The organism is Pseudobdellovibrionaceae bacterium, assembly GCA_023954155.1.
Taxonomy (GTDB): domain Bacteria; phylum Bdellovibrionota; class Bdellovibrionia; order Bdellovibrionales; family UBA1609; genus JAMLIO01.
The window spans coordinates 59,741-77,013 of record JAMLIO010000006.1; the positions used below are offsets into that span (position 1 = coordinate 59,741).

General features: G+C 42.4%; 18 protein-coding genes. 6 read left to right on the forward strand and 12 right to left on the reverse strand.

Translation table 11 applies throughout. The annotated features are described in order from the left end of the window. Positions 1-16: 16 nt before the first annotated feature. The 7 genes from rfaE2 to M9899_08245 all read right to left on the reverse strand — a co-directional run bounded on the left by rfaE2 (position 17) and on the right by M9899_08245 (position 4,347). Positions 17-466: a D-glycero-beta-D-manno-heptose 1-phosphate adenylyltransferase gene (gene rfaE2, locus M9899_08215; GenBank protein ID MCO5114145.1), complete on the reverse strand. Its 450-nt coding sequence runs from the start codon at positions 464-466 to the stop codon at positions 17-19. An 81-nt stretch (positions 467-547) separates the two neighbouring features. Continuing rightward, positions 548-1,537, reverse strand: coding sequence for a hypothetical protein (locus M9899_08220; GenBank protein MCO5114146.1), 990 nt, complete (start codon positions 1,535-1,537; stop codon positions 548-550). A 19-nt stretch (positions 1,538-1,556) separates the two neighbouring features. Further along, positions 1,557-2,315 carry a 16S rRNA (uracil(1498)-N(3))-methyltransferase gene (locus M9899_08225; protein ID MCO5114147.1) on the reverse strand — a complete coding sequence of 253 codons (759 nt, stop codon included), beginning with the start codon at positions 2,313-2,315 and terminating at the stop codon, positions 1,557-1,559. After that, positions 2,312-3,193: a 50S ribosomal protein L11 methyltransferase gene (locus M9899_08230; GenBank protein ID MCO5114148.1), complete on the reverse strand. Its 882-nt coding sequence runs from the start codon at positions 3,191-3,193 to the stop codon at positions 2,312-2,314. Before M9899_08230 ends, M9899_08225 begins: the two co-directional genes overlap by 4 nt. Continuing rightward, positions 3,177-3,638: a flagellar assembly protein FliW gene (gene fliW, locus M9899_08235; protein ID MCO5114149.1), complete on the reverse strand. Its 462-nt coding sequence runs from the start codon at positions 3,636-3,638 to the stop codon at positions 3,177-3,179. Before fliW ends, M9899_08230 begins: the two co-directional genes overlap by 17 nt. Positions 3,639-3,806: 168 nt before the next feature. After that, on the reverse strand, positions 3,807-4,037 hold the full coding sequence (gene csrA, locus M9899_08240) for a carbon storage regulator CsrA (GenBank protein MCO5114150.1): 231 nt from the start codon (positions 4,035-4,037) through the stop codon (positions 3,807-3,809). A gap of 58 nt (positions 4,038-4,095) precedes the next feature. Further along, complete coding sequence (locus tag M9899_08245; protein MCO5114151.1) at positions 4,096-4,347, reverse strand: flagellar biosynthesis anti-sigma factor FlgM; 252 nt, start codon at positions 4,345-4,347, stop codon at positions 4,096-4,098. Between the two features lie 29 nt (positions 4,348-4,376). On the opposite strand from M9899_08245, the gene M9899_08250 reads away from it, so the two are divergent. Then, complete coding sequence (locus M9899_08250) at positions 4,377-5,336, forward strand: lytic transglycosylase domain-containing protein (GenBank protein MCO5114152.1); 960 nt, start codon at positions 4,377-4,379, stop codon at positions 5,334-5,336. Positions 5,337-5,421: 85 nt separating this feature from the next. After that, on the forward strand, positions 5,422-6,615 hold the full coding sequence (locus tag M9899_08255; protein ID MCO5114153.1) for a hypothetical protein: 1,194 nt from the start codon (positions 5,422-5,424) through the stop codon (positions 6,613-6,615). Between the two features lie 16 nt (positions 6,616-6,631). Here the strand turns inward: M9899_08255 and M9899_08260 are convergent, their stop codons facing one another. From M9899_08260 to M9899_08275, 4 genes are all read right to left on the reverse strand, one after another. Then, positions 6,632-7,081, reverse strand: a complete 450-nt coding sequence (locus M9899_08260) for a hypothetical protein (protein MCO5114154.1) — start codon at positions 7,079-7,081, stop codon at positions 6,632-6,634. Between the two features lie 960 nt (positions 7,082-8,041). After that, positions 8,042-9,172 (reverse strand): recombinase RecA, encoded by a 1,131-nt coding sequence (gene recA / locus M9899_08265; protein MCO5114155.1) that lies wholly within the window; start codon positions 9,170-9,172, stop codon positions 8,042-8,044. A gap of 30 nt (positions 9,173-9,202) precedes the next feature. Beyond that, positions 9,203-9,697, reverse strand: a complete 495-nt coding sequence (locus M9899_08270; protein ID MCO5114156.1) for a CinA family protein — start codon at positions 9,695-9,697, stop codon at positions 9,203-9,205. Positions 9,698-9,807: 110 nt separating this feature from the next. Further along, positions 9,808-10,314 carry a phosphatidylglycerophosphatase A gene (locus tag M9899_08275; GenBank protein ID MCO5114157.1) on the reverse strand — a complete coding sequence of 169 codons (507 nt, stop codon included), beginning with the start codon at positions 10,312-10,314 and terminating at the stop codon, positions 9,808-9,810. 120 nt (positions 10,315-10,434) lie between these two features. Here M9899_08275 and M9899_08280 point away from each other — a divergent pair, with 120 nt between their 5' ends. The 3 genes from M9899_08280 to M9899_08290 are packed head-to-tail and all read left to right on the forward strand — an operon-like array spanning position 10,435 to position 14,518. Beyond that, positions 10,435-10,896, forward strand: coding sequence for a recombination regulator RecX (locus M9899_08280; GenBank protein MCO5114158.1), 462 nt, complete (start codon positions 10,435-10,437; stop codon positions 10,894-10,896). After that, on the forward strand, positions 10,883-13,546 hold the full coding sequence (gene alaS / locus M9899_08285; protein MCO5114159.1) for an alanine--tRNA ligase: 2,664 nt from the start codon (positions 10,883-10,885) through the stop codon (positions 13,544-13,546). The genes M9899_08280 and alaS overlap by 14 nt, the downstream gene beginning before the upstream one ends. Before the next feature lie 45 nt (positions 13,547-13,591). Next, entirely contained in the window at positions 13,592-14,518 is a 927-nt protein-coding gene (locus M9899_08290) for an arginase (GenBank protein MCO5114160.1), read from the forward strand. Here the strand turns inward: M9899_08290 and M9899_08295 are convergent. Then, on the reverse strand, positions 14,426-15,544 hold the full coding sequence (locus M9899_08295) for a hypothetical protein (GenBank protein ID MCO5114161.1): 1,119 nt from the start codon (positions 15,542-15,544) through the stop codon (positions 14,426-14,428). The two genes, M9899_08290 and M9899_08295, sit on opposite strands and share 93 nt — an antisense overlap. 141 nt (positions 15,545-15,685) lie before the next feature. Here M9899_08295 and M9899_08300 point away from each other — a divergent pair, with 141 nt between their 5' ends. Continuing rightward, a complete protein-coding gene (locus M9899_08300) occupies positions 15,686-16,888 on the forward strand; it encodes an MFS transporter (GenBank protein MCO5114162.1) in 1,203 nt (400 codons plus the stop codon). The last annotated feature ends 385 nt before the right edge of the window (positions 16,889-17,273 follow it).

Genomic DNA, 17,273 nt, shown 5'->3' on the forward strand with positions numbered 1-17,273 from the left:
GGTTCCATCTGCCTGATTAAGGCTTTTGCATTTCTATCTTATCCACAATATTTGTAGTTGATTTGCCTTGTGAAAAAGGCAAAGACATCACCTTCCCACCTATAGATTTCACAAACTCCGAACCTACAATTTGGTCCTCAGACCAATCGCCACCTTTAACTAAAAAGTGCGGTTTAATCTTTTTGATCAGCTCTAAGGGGGTGTCTTCAGAAAAGATCACCACCATATCTACGGCCTTTAAGGCCAAAAGCAGTTCTTTTCTATCCTCTTCTGTTTGAATCGGACGCGTAGGTCCCTTTAGGCGTTTTACACTTTCATCAGAGTTTAAACCCACAACCAAAATGTCACCCAAGGCTTTTGCCTGTTCTAAATAACGAACGTGTCCTACGTGCAAAATATCAAAACACCCATTAGTAAATACAATTTTTTTAGATTGACGAAGCTGTTCTAAGTCTTGAATGTTCATTTATGATCCTGCTTTTCTGTATGTCTTCGGTGTACGCGATCTGCCTAAATATCCTTAAGGTCTCTTAGCGTATACAGCGATTTAGTTATTTTTAGCTGCTTTAGAATAATCTTGATCCATCGTTCTGTACTGCGCCTCTGTCTTTTCACCGTGCATCTCAACGCCAGAAAAATAAACCAATACATCTTTATTCACGAAGTAGGACAATAATGGGAAGACGATAAATCCTGATAAAAACACCACTGCGGTTCGTACGAAAACTTTAACAGGATAAGCGGCTTTACTTTGATCTTCATTGGAACCTAATTGGGCGTAAACCATCCACTCGCCAATGGTGCGTCCAAAAAAACATCGCGCTAAGATCATATACATAAAACTGACGGTCAGAACGATTCCCAAAAAGTAGGACCTTCCTGCGGCATCGTAAGGCAAATTGCTCAGCACTGCCGATAAACTCTCGCCCATAGCTGTAAGCACAATGGCAAAAAAGATCATACAGATCGACACTAAAGTCAGAACATCCATCATGATCGCTGTGAATGAAGGCAGAACGGGTTTGCTCTTTTTCTTTCTCAGCCCATCGTAACCAGAAAATCTAAGTGTAACGACCTCTACTGGAGAACCCATTCTTTGCGGAATAAAAAAAGGATTATCAATAACTGTGGAAGGATTTATGTCCTTTTCTACCACCCCATCAACGGAAGGCTCTCTGCCAATGTCTACGTCTCCAGCCCAGGGATTGTACTTCTCTTCTACAGGACGCATCCACACAGGAGTCAGCGAGGTCATATCCACTTCATCGGCCGTCTCAGCTTTAAAGTTTTGCGTCTTCTTTGTCTCACCCAAAGAAAGAGTTTGAGGAGGAGAAGCTTGTACGTTTTTTGGTTTTGCCTCTGGCGAAGACACCTTGGCTTGCGGAGTAGCAGTGAACATCGTGTCTAAATCCACAGAAGGCACCACGAAATCTTCATCTGCCGCCTCTTGATCTGCATAAGCATTAGACTTTTTTTGATGAAAGCCCAAACCCTCTGAAAGTGGTCGAAAATCTATATTTTCATTAAGATCAGACATACTTTAAAGCTCCAGAGTGTTAAAAGGCTCCACCCATATACCTTAGAACGGAGACAATCGACACGCAAGCAGTTTCGACCCTTAAGACCTGATCTCCTAGGGATAAAGAGGGAATCCCATAGCTTTTAAAGCGGGCCACCTCTTGTTCAGAAAAGCCCCCTTCAGAACCTACAAAAACCCAAATGTTTTCAATAGACTTATCCAAAGGTTGAGACTGAAAAAAGGCACTGAGTAACGGTGCACTCCCCTCATAAAAGGCCAGGGCCAAAGAGTTCTTGTCCAAAAGTTTTGACTTCTGTTGCTCTAAGAACCGCTCTAGAGGCTGTATAGGCTGAATTTTAAGGGGCTCATATCTGCCCGTTTGCTGCATGGCTGATCTCACGATCTTCTCCCAACGCTCTTCTTTGCCCTTAAGCTTATCTCCTGTTCTAAAAAAACTATAATCCGAAAGCATGGGCCATATCTGAGCCACGCCTAACTCCACAGCCTTTTCCAAAACAGCGTCAAACACCTTGGGCTTTGGGTAATTTAAAACAAGGTGAACGTAAGGCGGTTTCAGTGTGGGTAAGTCTCTGGCTTCAAGCACCTCTACAGTCATTTGCACTTTATCTACTTGTTTCACTTTCACCAAAAAGGCCTGATCTTGATCTTCGTTAAGAAGTTCAAAAAAACTGCCCATTCCCAAACGACAGACGATATGAATATGATGGAAGCTCTCACCACTTAGAGTGATGTCTTTACCCAGCTGCAATGTTTGGTCTGTCAAATAACGTCTCATGATTTTTTTAATACGTAGGCCCACCACTCCTGCGAGCGCAAACTCTTCACCACTGTCAAAGATCCACCTTCGATAAACTCTTTTACAAATCGAGGATTTCTTTCATCCAAAATTCCTGAAACAATCAACGTATCACTGAATGAAGGAAGGATGGCATCACGAAGTTTTAATAGGACTCCATCAATAATATTGGCCACAACAATAGGATAAGGTTCTGTCACTTTAAAAATATAATTTTCATCATCCACGACAAAGCGTTCTGCCAACTGGTTGAGTTCTAGGTTTTCTACACACTTCTCTCTGGCCATAGGATCAATTTCTGTGGCCACGCCTCTCTGCACCCCAAGGCGGGCCATAAGTATGCTTAAAATCCCCGTGCCCGCACCCAAGTCTAAGGAGTGAGTAAAAGTTTTTCCATTTATAGCCATCTCATCATAGATCAATTGCGCAACCAGCTGAGTCGTGGGATGGGTTCCCGTTCCAAATGCCAAACCTGGGTTGATACGAATCGTATGAGTGTCTGCCACAGGTGATTCTAACCATGAAGGCACCACCCAATAGCCCTCCACAATTGCAAAGGCTTTATAATGTTTTTTCCACTCTTCTAACCAGTCCTTTTGTTCCTCTTCCTTCAGATCAATCTGTTTACAGTGATCTTTTAAAGAAGAAAGGTCTTCTGTGCTGATCGCTTTTGAAAAGTAGGCCACGAGATTGACCTCTTCTTCATCAATGATTTCAGGATTAAAATCTTCGGCAATTTGAATGAACTTTAAATTTTGAGTGATACCCTCAGCACCCAATTCAAAAAGAACTGAGCTGATGTACTCTTCATCTGTGGCTTTTACTCCGTTTAGGAGAACTTCAAAGTAAGTCTGCATCCTCACGCACTTTGTTCCTTAGCAAATCAAAAACTGGATACTGCACTTGCAGATTTTGATTGGCAAGAACAAACTGGTAGCCCATGTGTTCCCTTTTATTTATTACAATGGGAGCCTTTAAATTTGCTGTCATGCCCGTGGCTTCTGAAGCCACTCGAACCATACAGTAAAAATTGGCCTCTTGCGCGTTTGTAATGTTGAGCTTCTCACACTCATATTGTGTCAACTGCATTTGAGACATGTCTGCCACAAACCCCGCTTCAATCACAGGAAAGGCAATGTCTTTTTGATCGCAGCTTTGCAGCCACATAAAAACGTCATCTTGTGGATCAGTGATAAATACAAATTTTTTAAAATCAGAAAAACCCAAAAGACCTTCTGGAAAAGTCACAACATCGTCTTCTGATATTTTTAATGTACCCACTAGGCTTTGAATCTCAATCATGCACTCATCCCCCTCTTTGTGAGTTAGCACTCCCGTAGCAATCGCCTCAATAATATGTGGTTATGAGAGCACAGGTCTTTTCAAACAACAAGTTTTTGATCGCATCCCGACGGTCTTGCGACATGCTCAAATGCAAAATATGGGGGTCTCAGGGTAAAATCAGGACCTTTAGGTGTTTTTAATTTGACGCGAGGCGCTTCTAAGAGCTTCGATGTCTGTTTTGGCAGCACTTTCGTTTTCGTCTTGAATGGATTGGTAGATCTCTTCTCTGTGGATTTTAGTTTCGCGGGGAGCTTCGATGCCTAAACGCACCTGTTTGCCTTTAAGCTGAACCACACGAATTTTGATGTGGTCATCAATGGCTATAGATTCTCCAACTTTCCTTGTCAGAACTAACATGACTCCTCCAGAACTAAGGAAATGAATTATTCCTAGGCGTTTAAGAAGTCAACAACAGTCATGGCTCCTCTGTAGTTTTCGAATTTTTTTCAATCACCAGATGTGGTGAGGATGGTCTCTCTTCTGACTCAGACTCTTCTTGTATCTCATCAAAATTTTCTTTGGATAGCCACGAGTCGGCAATCTCTTGAGCGGAAACTTTGTACTCACCAGCATCAATCATTTTTTGTAAACGCATAAGACGCTCTTCACGCTGTCTTTTTTCATCCAAATCCACGACCTTAGGCTGGTTCTCTTTTTCTAAGTCCATTGCTGTCAGTTTAACATCGAGTTTTTCAAATGAATACGGTAAAAGCGTGGCCTTCTTTGCAATTTTTTCATAGAATGATTTTTGTGAAACGGCTCTGCATCTCTTTCTTTTTGATCTTTAGCTTGGCTTGGACTGCTGAAGCCAGTGTGCCTTCGTCTAAAGGTTTTGGAGATTTAGGTCGTCGCTCTCAGAACGAAACCATTCGTTTTGACATTCCCATCACTTATAACAGTCATGTTTCTAAATGGGTGAAGTACTTTCAGAACAGCGGGCGAAAGTGGTTTCAAGTGTGGTTGGATCGCTCTGCCAGCTATATCCCTCACATTCATCGCCTGCTGGATAAAAGAAATTTACCTCGAGACTTGGCGTATCTGGCCATGATTGAAAGCGGTTACTCTTCACAAGCCATCAGCAGTGCCTCTGCTGTGGGATACTGGCAGTTCATGTTACCGACAGCTAAGCGGTATGGCTTAAAACATAGCTGGTGGATTGATGAGCGCCGAGACATCATCAAGAGCACTTGGGCCGCCTCTCAGTACCTCAATGATTTAAACAAAGAGTTCAACTCTTGGTACCTTGCTGCTTCGGCCTATAATATGGGGGAAACCCGTCTGCGTCGTTTAGTGAAAAAATACAAGTCCACCGACTTTTGGGTTCTGTCCAAACAACGCGACTTCCCTAAAGAGACTCGCGACTATGTGCCTAAACTGATTGCAGCCACCATGATTGCTAAAGCCCCTCACCTTTACGGTTTTAAAGCTCCAGATGGGAAAGCTTTAGAGTACAACTACTTCTATGTTCCAGGTGGCACAGACCTCTTTCGTTTAGCTGAACATTTAAAAATTGAACGACGAGCTTTGTTAAAACTCAACCCCGAACTTTTACACGGTATTGTGCCTAAAGAGATTCCTTCCCACCGCATCCGCATTCCCTTGGGTTCCGCCAAACAGGTTGCAGCATATATCAACGTGCGCCAAGGTCATTTATAAACGCCAAACTCAGTGCTACACTTCGTTGTGACCTCTAGTGGGCCGCAGTCTAAAATGGATTTTCATTTTATATGGGTAGGAAGCTATGATTGTTAAAAAATATGGTGGAAGTGCTTTGGCCTCACCTCAACACATCGAAAACATCGCCCAACATATTGCTTCAGAATATAAAAAAAATCCTGAACCCACTTTGATCGTGGTCAGCGCTATGGGTGAAACCACCAATGAACTTTTAAAACTGGGACATGAACTGTCCCATCGCGCTCCTGCCCGAGAGCTAGATATGTTGATCTCTGCTGGAGAGCGCATCAGTATGGCCTTGATGAGCATTGCATTGCAAAAGCACGGATGTCCATCTATTAGCTTTACAGGAAGCCAAGCAGGCATCATGACGTCTTCCAAACACGGGTATGCTTATATCCATGAGATCAAACCCATCCGCGTGGACGAAGAGCTTAAGAAAAATAAAATTGTGGTGATCGCGGGATTTCAAGGTGTTGATCCCTTAACTAAAGAGGTGACCACCTTAGGGCGCGGTGGAACAGACACCACTGCCGTGGCTCTTGCCGCCCACTACAAGGCTAGGTCGTGTGAACTGTATAAGGATGTGGCAGGTATTTTGACTGCTCCTCCTCAACTTGTTCCACAAACTCAATTGATTCCTCACATGCACTATGATGAGTTGCTCTCTTTGTGTTATTGGGGATCGAAGGTGGTTCAACACAGAGCGGTTGAATTGGCTAAACGTTTTTCTGTTCCTCTTAAGATTGGCTCGTGGAAAGACCATCGCATTGGAACCCTTATTAACAACGACATAGGAAAAAATAAAACTATGGAATCCGTAAATATAAATGCCATCAGCATCTTTGAACCCATTTTAACCGTTTCTTATCGTCTGCCTTTAGATCAAGCGATCTGTAAACTGATGGATGTGTCTCGAACCTTGGACATTCCTTTCCCGATACTTGTAGCCTCTACTGCGGCAGGAGAAGGCTCAAGACTGATGGTCACTGGACACAAAGACTGGATTGGAGATCTATTCACCCAACTTCAAAGCGAAGCTGATATTGAAAAGGTCGTCTCTGATCATGTCGGCATCATGATTCAAGGCATGGGGTTAGAAAACGGAACAGCCTTAGTCAGCCTGATTCAAAAGCTACAAGAAGCCCAAGTGCAAATTGATAAGATTCTTAAAGACCCACAAGGAATTTTATTTTCTTTCCCCCATTCAGAAAAAGAAAAGGCCTTAGAAATTCTAAAGCCTACGGGCAACTTCTAACTCAAAAGTATTTGAGTTAGAACAAAGCTAACTGATCTCGCTCACACTCCTTGAAGGTTTTAACTTCTTCAAGCAAGTCCGTTTTTAAAGTTTGTTTAGTGTCATCTAGGGTGAACTTCACCACACCCAGACCGTAACACTCCATCACATTTTCTTGTGAGGTCAGACTACAATTCAAAACATTTTGCTGTCGTTGGGGAGGGTTCACAAACGCGGATCTGGTGAGGGCTGTCACATATATATAACCAGGTTGAGTAAGGTCTAATTTCACAAGCGAGGGAACCACTCCCACAGGCGCTCCAAAAGCAATCTGAGCACTGGCACACCACTGTTTGGACATCACCACTGCTTCATTAGTGGTGAACTCTCTTTCTTCTTCTTCTTTTACAGGATCACAACCCAAAGTCAGACTTAAAGCAAAAAAGATAAACATCGTATAAATGAGTTTTTTTAAGTTAAGGAACATCGAACGCCTCCTTGCTGATTCAAAGAACGCCATTAGGAACTCTTCAATTTAATGCTAGGGGGTTGGTGCGGAAAGTGCAACTTAAATCTAAATTTACAATTTGATTACACATCTCACCTTACAGCTAACTCTCTGAATAGGCAGCTGCCATTTGGAAGGTCTTTAGAAGAGATATCTCTCTAACAATAGGCACGCCCATCCATGGGCTCTTCCAGTATTTGCCCTGCGGGCAAAACGCGTCACGCTTACTGGAGGCCTATTCTTAGAGAGATCTCTTCTAAAGACCTTCCAAATAGCAACGCCAGTGTGATTGTGTTTAAAGCGGGATAATGAATCTTTATTTAAAAAATCCTGAGTAGGAAATTTTATTCCTTCTGACTGGATGAAGATTGGGGGAAGGTCAATAAAGGGTGTCAATATTTTTTGCTTAGAAAGTCAGCAATATAGATTGTAAAGGAAAATTAAATGAAAACAACAAAAGACAGTGGGCCCTCTGAATTTGAAATGAAAAATAGGAAGTCTGTAAGTTTTCGCAAGCCTTATATTGAACGTGCTTAGTTTTTTAATTTTGTTGATGATATAAATAACCAAATAGGACAACGGCGCAGAGACAGCTATATCCCGACTTAAACACAATCACACAGGCAGTTGTTGTTTGGAAGGTCTTTAGAAGAGATATCTCCCTAACAAGAGGCCTCCAGTAAGCGTGACGCGTTTTGCCCGCAGGGCAAATACTGGAAGAGCCCATGGATGGGCGTGCCTCTTGTTAGGGAGATATCTCTTCTAAAGACCTTCCAAACAGCAACACCGCCCCACATCTTCGTCAAAAAAAAAGAGACCCGAAGTGGATCTCTTTAATACTTGATCTTGGATTTTTTCCTCATCAACACATAAAAACGGCTAGGTGCAATTCCGATTAGGCCCCCCCCTTTGCAGACGAAGCACCTATGGCAATCGTGCTTAGTTTTTCTTTGCGCGCTTGCTGGATTCTTTTGCCAGTGCGTCTTTCATGTCATCTAAATTAGGCTCAGCCACCACGGCGTCATCTGTCGCCGTAGCTTCGCTGACTTCTAGGTTGGCACCAATTCCGTAAGAAGATAAAACTTTTGATTTTACTTCTTCTCTGATAGCAGGGTTGTCTTTAAGGAATTGTTTTACGTTTTCACGGCCTTGACCTAAACGCTCACCCTCATAGCTGAACCATGCGCCCGCTTTATCAATGATATTTTTTTGAACAGCAAGATCAATGATGTCACCTTCTAAAGAAATACCTTCGTTATACATCAAATCAAATTCCACTTTAGCAAATGGGGGTGCCAGTTTGTTTTTTACCACTTTTACAGCTGTACGGTTGCCCACTACGTCCTCACCGTTTTTAATGGCACCCACACGGCGCACATCTAAACGCACTGAAGAGTAAAACTTTAAAGCGTTACCACCAGTTGTGGTTTCAGGGTTACCAAACATCACACCAATTTTCATACGGATTTGGTTAATGAAAATCACCATGGTGTTACTTCTATTGATCACAGCAGTTAATTTTCTTAAAGCCTGAGACATTAAACGCGCTTGTAGACCCATGTGACTGTCACCCATGTCGCCTTCGATCTCTGCTTTCGGAGTCAAAGCCGCAACCGAGTCCACAACTAAGATGTCTACTGCACCTGAACGAACTAAAGTTTCAGTGATCTCTAGAGCTTGTTCACCTGTGTCAGGTTGAGAGACCAACATTTCTTCGATGTTCACACCTAATTTCTTAGCGTAGTTGATGTCCAAAGCGTGCTCGGCATCCACGAAAGCCACAGTGCCCCCGTTCTTTTGGCATTGAGCAATAGTAGATAACGCCAAAGTGGTTTTACCCGAACTTTCTGGTCCATAAATTTCAACGATACGTCCTTTAGGTAGGCCGCCAGTTCCAAGACCCACATCTAAGGCCAAAGAACCTGTACTGATAAAAGAGATCCCGTCATGAATTTTAGCGTCTCCGCCAAGCTTCATGATTGAGCCTTTGCCAAATTGCTTTTCAATTGCAGCTACTGCAAGATCTAAAGCCTTCGCTTTTTCTGAGACATTTTTTTGAGCGTCTTTCATTATGCAACCCCTTTATGTGTTGTTAAGATTTTAATTTTGTAAAACTTCGTCTAATAAGGCCCATGCTCGCTTTGCGGCTTCTTGTTGTATCTCTTCGCGAGAAAGGGTCTTACCATTAGAGCCTGTAAAGATATGTCTTTCAACCTTTTCAAAGCCTGGACCAACCACAGCAATGAAAACTAAGCCCACAGGCTTTGACGCTGTACCGCCACTCGGACCCGCAAGGCCTGTAACACTGAGTGCCACATGCACATTCAGCACTTGCCTTGCCCCTTCTGCCATCATTTTAGCCACTGGCGCGCTCTCTGCACTGTGGGTTTTGAGCAGAGCATAAGGCACGGCCAAAACTTCTTCTTTGACCAAGCTGCTATAGGACACCACCGCACCCTTATAAATTTCAGAAACTCCAGGGATTTGAGCCGCCTGATAGGACACAAGTCCCCCCGTGCAGCTTTCAGCAAAACCCAAAGTCCATTGTCTTTTCTTAAAAGCGGCAATGACTTGATGTTGTAAAGACTGTGACAAGACTCCTCCGTTTTTTTCTTTTGAGATATTCTTAAACCCGCAGACCCTATAGTTTTAAACCTGAAGCCCTTAAAGCTTTTGATGCGTTTGGCAAACTCTTCTGCCCGCTCTTAACCTATAGGCCACCCATTTAACCACCCATTGGGCAAAATCAGGAAATGAAATAGCATATTGGCAATAAAGCCCGCGACAATGTCATCACTCATCACTCCCGCGGCCCCTGGTACTTTTTTATCAAAAATAGAAATAGGTGGTGGTTTTAAAATGTCTAAAACACGAAACATTAAAAAACCCACCAAAAGCGCAAGAGGAGTCACAGGGACCAGAAAAAAAGTGACCAAAATCCCCACCACTTCATCCACAACCACCTCTTTGGGGTCTTGGTTGTCAGGATTTTTATGCAAGTACATGGCTGTGATCCACAATGACAGAGCCAAAAACAGCAAAGTAAGAACCATATAAATCTCAGCACCAAGAGCCGCCAAAAGAATCACAAACGGAATCGTGCCTAAGCTGCCCCAAGTCCCAGGAGCTTTAGGGATACAACCCAGTCCTCCAAAGGTGACAAAGATCTTGATATAATCTACGTCTGAAGATGATTTTTGATTGTGTTGCATTTCGTCTCGCCTGTTTACTCTTGCTGACCCATAAACCCCAATGATGGAAAGTGCTGATTTTTTTGCGTTTTTGGGTTTATTTTATTTCACTTTCACAATTTGTTGATTATACCTTAAGACATGTCTTCAAAGGAATCTATTCTTCATAAAATCGCAGATTACTTAGCGCGTAGAGACCACAGCCCCAAAGAAATTTTGGACAAACTGGAACGCAAAAAGGTCTTTACCACCGAAGAGATTCTTGCAGGCATAAAAAAAGCACAAGACGCAGGATGGTTTTTACCTGATGACGAGCTGGCCTTAAAAGTCCATGCCTATCTTGTACGCAAAGGCAAAAGCCACAAGTACATCGAGCAGTATTTAAAAACAAAGGGTTTGCCCTCCACAGCCTTTGATCGCAGTGAAGAGGTCCAGACCATTCGGCGTCACCTAGAGAAGAAGTTTCAAACTTATTCCAATCTAGAGTATGATGATAAACAAAAAGTTTTGCGGTCTTTAGCGCAAAAAGGCTTTGATCTGAGTTGCTGCTATGAAGCCCTTCGCCTTGAAGCAAATATGGAGTCTATGAATGAAGAGTTTTGAAATACGAAAAAGTTTTTTAGATCATTTTGAGAGCCACAACCATGAGTTGATAAAAAGCTCTTCACTTGTTCCCCACAATGACCCCACCTTGCTTTTTAACAATGCAGGTATGAATCAATTTAAAGGCGTCTTTTTGGGGCAAGAAGCACCTCCTGCTTCTCGACGCGCGACCACCTCACAAAAATGCGTGCGCGCAGGTGGTAAACACAATGATCTTGAAAATGTCGGCTTTACAGCTAGACACCATACGTTTTTTGAAATGTTAGGTAACTTTTCTTTTGGTGATTATTTTAAAGAAGAAGCTCTGATCTTTGCTTGGGAACTTTTAACAAAAAAATGGGGCCTTGATGAACGTCGACTTTATGTCACCGTATATGACGATGACGATGAGGCCGCAGAGCTTTGGCATAAAGTCATTGGGGTGTCCAAAGATAAAATTTATCGCTTTGGTCAAAAAGATAATTTCTGGCGCATGGGAGATACAGGTCCATGTGGTCCATGTTCTGAAATCTTTTATGATCAAGGAGATCGCGTTGGAGGTAACCCCAAAGACAACGTTATGGGTGGCGAAGGCGATCGCTTTATTGAGATTTGGAACTTAGTGTTTATGCAGTACTTTGAAGATGAGTCGGGTAAACTGACACCACTGCCTCGCCCTTCCATTGATACGGGAATGGGACTGGAAAGAATCAGTGCCATCATGCAAGGGCAGATCAATAACTATAACAGTGATCTGTTCTTGCCTTTGATTGATGTAGCCTCAAAGATCAGTAAAACCACTTATAGCTTAGCGGCGTCTACAGATAACAAAGAGGCCGCAGCTCTTCGAGTGATTGCGGATCACGCTCGTGCTGTAAGTTTTTTATTAGCAGATGGAGTCATCCCCTCTAATGAAGGACGAGGCTATGTGCTTCGACGTATTTTACGTCGTGCCATTCGTTATGCTCGCACCTTAACCGATCAATCTGTTCTACCTGAGGTGTGCAATAAGGTGATCATCACCATGAACGATGTTTACCCTGAACTGCAACAGTCTAAGGAGTTCATCTTAAAAAGTGTGACCGATGAACAGGAACGCTTTTTAGAAACTTTAGATAAAGGAACAGAACTTCTGAAAGATGAAATTCAAAAAGTAAAATCCAGAAACGCCAAAGCCCTATCTGGTGAGTTTGTATTTAAACTTTACGACACTTTTGGATTTCCCGCTGACCTCACCCAGCTAATGGCCAAAGAAGATGGCATTGCCATTGATGAAAAGTCTTTTGAAGATCATCTGCAAATGGCTAAAGAACGCTCTAAATCCAGTCGTAAAGGACAAAGCTTTAAAGTTTCTAATGTGGAAGTGAACCAACTGGCCACACAATATTCACCCACCCAGTTTTTAGGATACGAAACTTTAGAAACTGCCGAAGCCCAAGCCATTGCGTTCTTTAAAATTGAAGAGACAGGCTTATCATCCGCTTCCACTTTAAACTCAGGCGAAGAGGCTTATGTTCTTTTTGATCAAACTCCCTTTTATGCCGAAGGCGGGGGGCAAGTCGCTGATCTCGGTACGGGTTCAAGTTCTTCTGGGGCGTTTAATGTTTTAGATGTGCAAAAGTATAAAGACGTCTTTTTTCATCGAGTAGAAGTGGCTAGAGGCAGCATCAACTCCACAGAGACTTTCAGTTTGCATGTGGATGGAGCGCGACGAGCACAGATCGCGGCCCACCATTCCGCCACCCATCTTTTGCATTTTGCTTTAAGACAGGTTTTAGGAACTCATGTAAAGCAAGCAGGGTCTTTAGTGGCCGAAGACAAACTCCGTTTTGACTTCACCAACAAAGGTCCTCTGACCTCTGAACAAAAACAACTGATCGAACAGATTGTAAACTCAGCAATTAAAGATGCAGAACAGGTTTCAAGTACGGTCAGTTCTTACAATGAGGCTTTAGAAGCAGGTGCCCTTGCGCTTTTTGGGGAAAAGTATGGGGACACTGTGCGTGTGATCCAGATGGCGGACTCAGTAGAACTCTGCGGAGGTACACATGTTCATAATCTTGCTGACATTAAGTACTTTAAAATTGTTTCTGAGACAGGTGTAAGTTCAGGCGTACGTCGCATTGAAGCCCTAGCAGGTACGAAGGCCATTGAAATGTTAGATCAGAAGTTTTCTGACTATAAAAAAATCTGTAGTGAATTGAAACTTTCTGAAGACACCCACGCTGAGGCCGTGATTCAAACCATCGAAAAGTTCAAAGCAGAAATTTCAGATTTAAAAAAGAAATTGAAATCTGCCGCGCAAGGCTCAGTCTCTGTGGATGATATTGTTAAAAACAAAGTCACTTTAGATTCTGGACTTAGTTACATCTTTTATAGCAGTGATATTGACGACACAGAAACTCTAAGAACTTTAGTGGATCAACTTAAAAATAAATTAGGCTCTGGTATTGTTGTGGTGACAGGTGCGGTTTCTGACAAGACGCCTTTGATTGTATCTGTAGACGCCTCATTAAACAAAAAAGCTCCTGCAGGACAAATTTTAAAGTCCATTGCCGAAAAGCACGGTGGTCGCGGGGGTGGGCGCCCTGACTTTGCTCAAGGGGCTGTGAGTGACGTTGACAACATCACGCAAACCGTAAACGAGGTCATCGCGTCTATCCTTGCCTGATCTCAATGAATTGGGTAGTTTAGGAGAGCCTACTTTGGAGTTTTTATGAATTATACCCTTGGAATTGTACATGCCCCCATTTGGGAAGGGCAGAAAAAACCAGGTGTGGCATTCGGCCCTTCTACGATGGAAGAATTTGGAATCAATCAGTTTTTATTTGATTTAGGTGCAAATTTTAAAGTTTTTAAAAAACCCGAAAGCACCGAATTTGTCTATGGCCAACCAGATCAGTTAGAACAAAAATACAAAGAGATCTTTCAACTTGTGGACCATGCCTTTTGGGAGTCCCTACTGCCCATCACACTCGGCGGCGACCACAGTCTTGCTATGGCTTCCGTATCTGCGGTTTTAAAACACTATCCTAGGACAGGTATTCTTTGGGTGGATGCTCATGCAGATATCAACACTTTTGAAAGCTCACCTTCTGGTAATTTACACGGAATGCCTGTGGCTGCTTTAGCGGGAATCATTTCTCGCGAAGAGATGTTTAAAGGCGAATGGATGCGAACGAACTTAGATTTAAAACAGATCGTTTATATTGGCCTGAGGGACGTGGATGAAGGCGAGTATAAAATTCTTAAAGATCATAACGTGCTTTATTACACTTCAGAACAAGTTCATAACGGAAGCCTTGCACAGATCATTGCCGAATCCAAAGCCCACTTTGTAAAGCATGGATTTACTGAAGGTCTTCACTTAAGTTTTGATATTGATGCTTTAAGTTCAGAATTAGTTCCCGCCACAGGCACACCCGTACCTAAAGGCTTAACCTTTGCCGAGCTTGAAGAGCTGATCAAGAACATCAAAAATACATTTCGTTTGATCTCTGTAGATTGTGTGGAGTTTAACCCTGAAAAAGTAAGTGATCCCAAAGAAGTTTTAAAAACCTACAGCGCTATCCAAACCTTTTTTAGGCTCTTGCTCTCGCACCCAAGTCCTGTAGTGGATCGTCATCCTTTGGAAAAAATCTAAAAGTCCCCAGTGCTTGCGCATTGTAAAGGCGTACTTGTTTGTGGTCTTTTCGGTATGGAAGAGCCCCGACGTGCTAAAAATGCGATGAGGTTTTCTTAAAAGCCATGACCAGCTTCCCACCTCTAATGTCCATGGGATAAAAATCTTTTTATGATCCTCTGGTGCAGAAAATCTTGAGTCAAACACATTAGACATAAGTTGCTTGTGCTCTAAATTCATTTGTGAATGCAAAGCTAAACTTTGACTGTCTTGTGATGATCCATAAAGTGATTTATGAATATCGTAAATATGATCCCACATATCACCATGGATCAAATAACTGTCGGATTGTTTTTCAACAATATAACGGTGGTAAGGATGGGACAGCTTTAAGTACCTTGCAAAGACACTGGTAATACGTGTTTGATCAAATGGCAGATATGATTTTGCATACGGATACCATAAGCGATCATGCCATCCAAAACCTGAGTGAATATCAACTGACATCGCAAACGGAGAGGGCATCATATTTTTAATAACAAAATCCCTGAGCACTTGGTTTTCATATTCCAAAACACCTTGCTCACCTCGATACCATGGGAGCCTTTTACTGATACGATGACCCGATCCCAAAAAAACTCCCCCACTTTCTGCATCTACGGGGGCGTTTCTCATTAAGTCTACACCGTTGGGATTAGATCTTTTGCGTAAATACATCCCGCCAGGATTTACAATGGGAATCGTTACAATTTTAATCTTTTCAAGACTGGAAGTTAAAGATGTGTCCCAATTGAGATTGCTAGCGAGAGTATTTAAATAATTCACAATGATATGTGTGCCGATCTTTTCTAAACCATGAACACCAGCAAAAATTCCAAGCACAGGCACAGATGGATCAGTCTGTCCTAATTGCAAGCCGTAAATGGGAATCGTTCTATCTTTAACAGAAACCTCACCCAACACTTCGTAGTTAAAAAGCGAACCAAACTTAGATAGCTTTTTGATAAGTTTTTCTACATAATAATTTTCTGGGAAAACCTTGCTCACACTTACTTTCTCGGTCAAAACGGTTTATAATTAAAGCTCTAAACGCACTTGCTGCTCTTGGAGAGACACCCTCTATGAAACAAGAACTCGACAGATACCTTTTGCACAGATGCTCTCATTTCTTTTACACAAAGGTTTTTCGTGAAATTTACTAAATCAGAGCTTTCTTTAATTCTGGTGCTTTCCTCTATCCAGTTTGCCCATATCATTGATTTTGTGATCATGATGCCTCTTGGGCCGCAACTCATGCGCAGTCTACAGATTAACCCAGGACAGTTTAGTCTTCTAGTTTCTAGTTATACTCTAGCCGCAGGTCTAAGTGGTCTAGTGGCTTCTTTTTTTGTAGACCGTTTTGATCGCAAAAACATTCTGCTGTTATTTTTTGTGGGTTTTATTCTCGGGACTTTAGGCTGTGCCTTCTCATCTCATTATCATCTTTTGCTTTTTGCCAGATGTTTTACAGGTGTCTTTGGTGGGGTACTGACTTCCATTGTGATGTCTATCGTTTCAGATTCTTTTGAATACTCTAGACGTGGATCGGCGATGGGCATTGTCATGTCAGCATTTGCTGCCGCCTCTATATTTGGACTTCCTTTAGGAATTTATCTTGCGAATCACAGAAATTGGCAGACTCCGTTTTTAGTTTTAGGAGTACTTGCCATTTTTATTTTTGCCTTAGCTTTTGCTCTGATTCCAAAACAAAATGCGCACTTACAACATAAAGCTCCTACCAGAGACAACTTCCAAGTGTTTAAAATGATCCTTTCTGATCATAATCAAGTCTTAGCCTTAATACTGGTGTTTTCATTAGTCTTGGGGCAATTCACCATCATTCCCTTTATCAGTCCTAGTTTTGTGCTCAATGCAGGTTTAAAAGAAGACCAACTTCCTTTGATTTATCTTCTAGGCGGATTCTGTTCGATGTTTGCCTCTCCGCTTATGGGGCGCCTAGCAGATAAATATGGCAAACATGCCGTATTTCGTGTGGCTGTTCTTATGTCATTAGTTTCTATTTATCTTATCACACATCTTGGCCCTCAGCCCGTATTAGTAATTTTAGCAATAAGTTGTTTCTTTTTTATTGTGATGTCAGGACGGCTTGTACCTTCAATGGCACTGATTACAGCTACAGCACCCACTGAAATGCGCGCAGGTTTTTTGGCCATAGTGAGTTGCGTGCAACAACTGTCTGCGGCTACCGCATCGTGGCTTGCGGGCATGATCATTATTGAATCCCCTACTGGAAGCCTAGAACACTTTAACTATGTGGGCTACATCGCTATTTTATTTAGCTTGCTGGCCTTATTTATCATCAGAAAAGTACAAAACACTTACGACACCTAAATCCCTAGCGCGGATGGCGGCCCCGTTGTCTGTTTATAAGGTCTTTTAATTAAGGTCTATCTTTCGAAGGAGGCACGCCCCTCCTGGGCTCTGCCAGCATTTGCCCTTTGGGCAAAACACGTCACGTTTGCTGGAGGCCTCCTTCGAAAGATAGACCTTAATTAAAAGACCTTATAAACAGACAACGGATGGAGGGGTGTGACTAGTTTTGTACAACTTGTATCTATTACTACAAGAATTTATGGAGAAGACATCAACACTGATGTCTTCCTTTAGTTCACGGAATTCACCCCACATTTAAAAAAACAAGGTTTGGGTTCCCCGTTAAAATCTGTGGTCGGAGTTAAACGCAAAAGACATAAATTGTCACCCTCGCTCTAAAATA

Coding starts and splice junctions, on each gene's coding strand:
- rfaE2 (MCO5114145.1), bottom strand. CDS start 466: ATGAACATTCAAGACTTAGAACAGCTTCGTCAATCTAAAAAAATTGTA.
- M9899_08220 (MCO5114146.1), bottom strand. CDS start 1,537: ATGTCTGATCTTAATGAAAATATAGATTTTCGACCACTTTCAGAGGGT.
- M9899_08225 (MCO5114147.1), bottom strand. CDS start 2,315: ATGAGACGTTATTTGACAGACCAAACATTGCAGCTGGGTAAAGACATC.
- M9899_08230 (MCO5114148.1), bottom strand. CDS start 3,193: ATGCAGACTTACTTTGAAGTTCTCCTAAACGGAGTAAAAGCCACAGAT.
- fliW (MCO5114149.1), bottom strand. CDS start 3,638: ATGATTGAGATTCAAAGCCTAGTGGGTACATTAAAAATATCAGAAGAC.
- csrA (MCO5114150.1), bottom strand. CDS start 4,037: ATGTTAGTTCTGACAAGGAAAGTTGGAGAATCTATAGCCATTGATGAC.
- M9899_08245 (MCO5114151.1), bottom strand. CDS start 4,347: ATGGACTTAGAAAAAGAGAACCAGCCTAAGGTCGTGGATTTGGATGAA.
- M9899_08250 (MCO5114152.1), top strand. CDS start 4,377: ATGAATACGGTAAAAGCGTGGCCTTCTTTGCAATTTTTTCATAGAATG.
- M9899_08255 (MCO5114153.1), top strand. CDS start 5,422: ATGATTGTTAAAAAATATGGTGGAAGTGCTTTGGCCTCACCTCAACAC.
- M9899_08260 (MCO5114154.1), bottom strand. CDS start 7,081: ATGTTCCTTAACTTAAAAAAACTCATTTATACGATGTTTATCTTTTTT.
- recA (MCO5114155.1), bottom strand. CDS start 9,172: ATGAAAGACGCTCAAAAAAATGTCTCAGAAAAAGCGAAGGCTTTAGAT.
- M9899_08275 (MCO5114157.1), bottom strand. CDS start 10,314: ATGCAACACAATCAAAAATCATCTTCAGACGTAGATTATATCAAGATC.
- M9899_08280 (MCO5114158.1), top strand. CDS start 10,435: ATGTCTTCAAAGGAATCTATTCTTCATAAAATCGCAGATTACTTAGCG.
- alaS (MCO5114159.1), top strand. CDS start 10,883: ATGAAGAGTTTTGAAATACGAAAAAGTTTTTTAGATCATTTTGAGAGC.
- M9899_08290 (MCO5114160.1), top strand. CDS start 13,592: ATGAATTATACCCTTGGAATTGTACATGCCCCCATTTGGGAAGGGCAG.